Origin of the sequence: Clostridium sp. CAG:43 (assembly GCF_000434655.1) — a bacterium.
GTDB lineage: Bacteria > Bacillota > Clostridia > Lachnospirales > Lachnospiraceae > Otoolea > Otoolea fessa.
Genome location: NZ_FR895005.1, coordinates 1 through 3,746, shown reverse-complemented (window position 1 = coordinate 3,746; position 3,746 = coordinate 1). Strand labels below are relative to the sequence as shown.

At 47.5% G+C, this 3,746-nt stretch carries 3 protein-coding genes and 1 pseudogene (1 of these 4 running past the window's edge); 1 reads left to right on the top strand and 3 read right to left on the bottom strand.

Features of this window, described 5'->3' with window-relative positions; all coding sequences use genetic code 11:
- Positions 1–594, top strand: a pseudogene (locus QVO97_RS01025) (hemolysin III family protein); it begins 137 nt to the left of the window's first position.
- Between the two features lie 211 nt (positions 595–805).
- Here QVO97_RS01025 and QVO97_RS01020 read toward each other — a convergent pair.
- The 3 genes from QVO97_RS01020 to QVO97_RS01010 all read right to left on the bottom strand — a co-directional run bounded on the left by QVO97_RS01020 (position 806) and on the right by QVO97_RS01010 (position 3,498).
- Complete coding sequence (locus QVO97_RS01020) at positions 806–2,149, bottom strand: MATE family efflux transporter (protein ID WP_022358570.1); 1,344 nt, start codon at positions 2,147–2,149, stop codon at positions 806–808.
- A complete protein-coding gene (locus tag QVO97_RS01015) occupies positions 2,139–2,591 on the bottom strand; it encodes a MarR family winged helix-turn-helix transcriptional regulator (protein ID WP_022358569.1) in 453 nt (150 codons plus the stop codon). The genes QVO97_RS01020 and QVO97_RS01015 overlap by 11 nt, the downstream gene beginning before the upstream one ends.
- A gap of 361 nt (positions 2,592–2,952) precedes the next feature.
- Positions 2,953–3,498 carry a methylated-DNA--[protein]-cysteine S-methyltransferase gene (locus tag QVO97_RS01010; RefSeq protein ID WP_022358568.1) on the bottom strand — a complete coding sequence of 182 codons (546 nt, stop codon included), beginning with the start codon at positions 3,496–3,498 and terminating at the stop codon, positions 2,953–2,955.
- Positions 3,499–3,746: the final 248 nt, after the last annotated feature.

The window sequence follows — 3,746 nt, the reverse complement described above, 5'->3', positions numbered from 1 at the left end:
GGCGCGGCGATCGCGGCGGTTCCGCTGCTTCACAAGGCAGCTGAGGAGGCAGATTCGCGCCATCTTGCGGCGCTGGCTGTGTTTATCATTAGCATGATTCTGCTCTACGCTGCCAGCACGACCTACCATACCTTTAATATTTCCGAGCACGTTAATAAAATTCTGCGGAAGATCGACCACATGATGATTTTCATCCTGATTGCCGGAACTTACACACCGGTTTGCCTGATCGTCCTTGGAAATAACGCCGGTTACCGGCTTCTGGCGCTCGTCTGGGGTATCGCGATCGCTGGGATTCTCGTCAACGCGCTCTGGATCAACTGCCCGAAGTGGTTTTCTTCGCTGGTTTACATCGCGATGGGCTGGATCTGTGTGCTGGCCTTCCGGCAGATCGTGCTGGCACTTCCGAAAAGCGCCTTTCTCTGGCTGCTGACCGGCGGGCTTATCTACACGGCGGGCGGCATTATCTACGCACTGAAACTGCCGATTTTCAATGCAAAGCATAAAAATTTCGGTTCGCATGAGATTTTCCATCTGTTTGTCATGGGCGGAAGCCTGTGCCATTATGTGATGATGTACGCATTTGTAGCATAAGGGTGAAATACCCATTTCGTCTGACAGGCATTATGCCTCATACGTACACGAAATGCATACATTCAATTTTTTATGTCACATTCATTCTCCTTTCAAAAAAGGAACCGTCCTGATGCCAGCTGATAGACTGACCCAGGCGGTTCCTTTTCAATTCATTAAAAGCGTTTAAAAATTTTCTGCGAAACTATTTTCTATGTTTTTACGTGCTTTCTCATGCTACTCCTTTATCAAAGTCTCTTTTGATTTCCTTGTAATAAAGCACGATTCCCGTGACACCGACCAGCACTTCCGAGATCGGAAATGCAAACCAGGTAAAGCGTAAGTCAATCAGCGACAGCAGCCAGAAAATCGGAATCAGGCAGCAGATCTGGCGCATCACGGACAAAAAGAGGCTGATCTTTCCATTTCCGATCGCCTGGAAGAAGACCGGGGTCATCAGTGAAAATACCGCCGGAATAAAACTTGCCCCGATGATAGGGAATGCATTTTTTCCGATCGCGATGACCTCGCTGCTCTTTGAAAAAACCTGGAGCAGCTGCACTGGAAAGAAAACGAAGCAGATCACACCGACCAGCATAAACACACAGGAAAATCCATAGCTGTCCCGCATAATTTCCCGGCATCTCGCATAGCTCTTGGTTGCATAGTTAAAGCTGAGCACCGGAACGATACACGTCTGCAAGCCCATCAGCGGGATAAAGAAAAACGTCTGCATTTTATAATAAAGCCCCAGCACCGTCACTGCCGAATCTGAAAATCCGGCAAGAATCGCATTTAAGATCACGATATAAACTGTAAATAATGCCTGCATAATAATCGACGCGTAGCCAAACCAGTAGATCTGCTTGATATAGAGCGGCATTTTTGTGCGCTCTGGCAATCTGCCAACCCCGCCAAACGATGTGATGACCGCAGCTGCCACCTGTCCGCAGACAGTCGCATAGGCAGCACCCGCGACTCCCAGCTCCGGCACCGGACCGAGTCCGAAAATCAGGATCGGGTCAAGCATGATATTCGTCAGCGCCTCCACGGTCTGGGCGACCATCGGACGGTGCATATTGCCCCGCGACTGATGGACCTTCGTCCAGTTTCCTTCCAGAAATGCCCCGATGCTGCCGATACAGACGATCTGTCCGTAGATAACAGCACTCTCGATCGCTTCCGGGGTATTCGCACTTGTCAGAACATACGGACGCATACAGAAGATCGAGAAAATGGCAAATATAAACCAGGTTCCAAGCGCCAGAAGCGTGCCTGTTCCCGCTGTTTCTTCCGCCTGTCCCGGCATTTTCTGTGCATACAGGCGCGCCATGTAGGTATTCACGCCCACACCGGTTCCCACCGCCAGCGCAATGATGATGAGCTGCAACGGATAAATGACCGAAAGCGCCGTCAGCGCCGGTTCGGAATATTTTCCCACAAAAAAACTGTCTACAATGTTATACATCGCCTGAATCAGCTGCGCCAGCATAACCGGAGGTGCGATTTGCAGCAATATCTTCGGAATTTTCTCCGTCCGGAAAAATTCTGTATCCGTTCCCGCCTTACTCTTCATCGTCCGTCTCCTCCAGTGCCTCTTCCAGAATCTGGTCATACTCCATAAACAGTTCCGTCATTCTGCGGATCTTGTCCTCTCCCAGACGTTTCGCCGCCCGCTCTTCCATCCGGCTTAACGAATATAATAATTTTTCCGAATACCGTTCGCCCTCCGGTGTCAAAACAAGCGCCTTTTCCTTCCCGGTGCTCTTTTCCGGATCCGTTACAAGAATCCCGTCCTTTTTCATCTCTGAAATCACATGGTTCACCGTCTGCCGCGGAAGCAGATACGAATCACAGATCTGCTTTTGCGTACAGAATCCGAATTCGCGGATGGTGTAAAGCACCAGCATCCGGTTATAGCTCACATTGTTATTCTTTGCCCACATCGAGTATACACCACGGCAGCGGATGATCGCCTGGTTGACCTGATCGTAAAGTTTTTGTATTTTATATTCCATAACCTTCCCCATTCAATCCCATTTGGGACTGAATGGAGTATACGACAGGATTTTGAAATTGTCAATCTTTACTCGCTCCGCGATATCAAACCGATATGTTACAATGTACGAATAGTGATTTCCATGGTTTTTCAACTAATAGGCACACACAATCATCGTCTTCCAGGAGCGGTCCTGGCATTTGTATTCCATCTGGATTTCTGTAAATAACATCCCCGCCTGCCTGTGAAACTTCGCAATCTTTGAAATAAGAAAAATATTCTGATGAAAATATCCTATATCGTTATTATCAAATTTGTTTCCACAGAAACAGTAACGTCAATGAAAATTGATATCACATTAAAAATTACACCCTAAATGACTAAAGCGCCTTTCCTTTCTTCGGCGCAAAAAAACGACTCATATCGGTATGTTCCAGCGTAAGCAGTTCCACTTTCTTATCAATTCCACCCGCATACCCGGTCAGGCTTCCATTCGTTCCTACTACGCGGTGACATGGAATGATGATGGAGACCTCATTATGCCCCACTGCACCGCCTACCGCCTGCGCGGACATATGGGACGCATTCTGCATCTTTGCCAGCTTTTTTGCAATCTCCCCATAGGTAGTCGTCTGTCCATACGGAATTTGCAATAAAATCTTCCACACCGCCTGTCGAAATGCGGAGCCAGTCGGATGCAGCGGCGGAATAAAGTCCGGTTCTTTGCCAGAAAAATAAATATCCAGCCATCTCTTTGCCTCGGTTAAAATCAGGGATTCCTGTGAAATAGCTCCGTCTGGAAGTGTATTTGCAAAATACTTCTGCCCCTCAAACCACAGACCCGTGAGTCCGATCGCGTCTGCCGCCAGCAGAATATCGCCTAACTTTGATTTATATGTACATGTATATACTGTTTTATCCTTCACCGCGGACTCCTCCCAAGGTTATCGACTGCTTTTTTACATCCAATCGCTTTCTGCTTCCTCCAGCTTCTTCACAAGTGTATCTTTAAGAACCGTAAAAGCCAGCATAAAGCTATCGCGTATCAGCAGAATCAACTCGTCTATTTCATCCTCATTATATATATAACAGAGGTATTGCGTTATTTTAACATGAGTAACCATATCTCAGCATCATTGATAAATCCGATCTTATAACCAAGCTGGAAGTTAGC

Coding starts and splice junctions, on each gene's coding strand:
- QVO97_RS01020 (WP_022358570.1), bottom strand. CDS start 2,149: ATGAAGAGTAAGGCGGGAACGGATACAGAATTTTTCCGGACGGAGAAA.
- QVO97_RS01015 (WP_022358569.1), bottom strand. CDS start 2,591: ATGGAATATAAAATACAAAAACTTTACGATCAGGTCAACCAGGCGATC.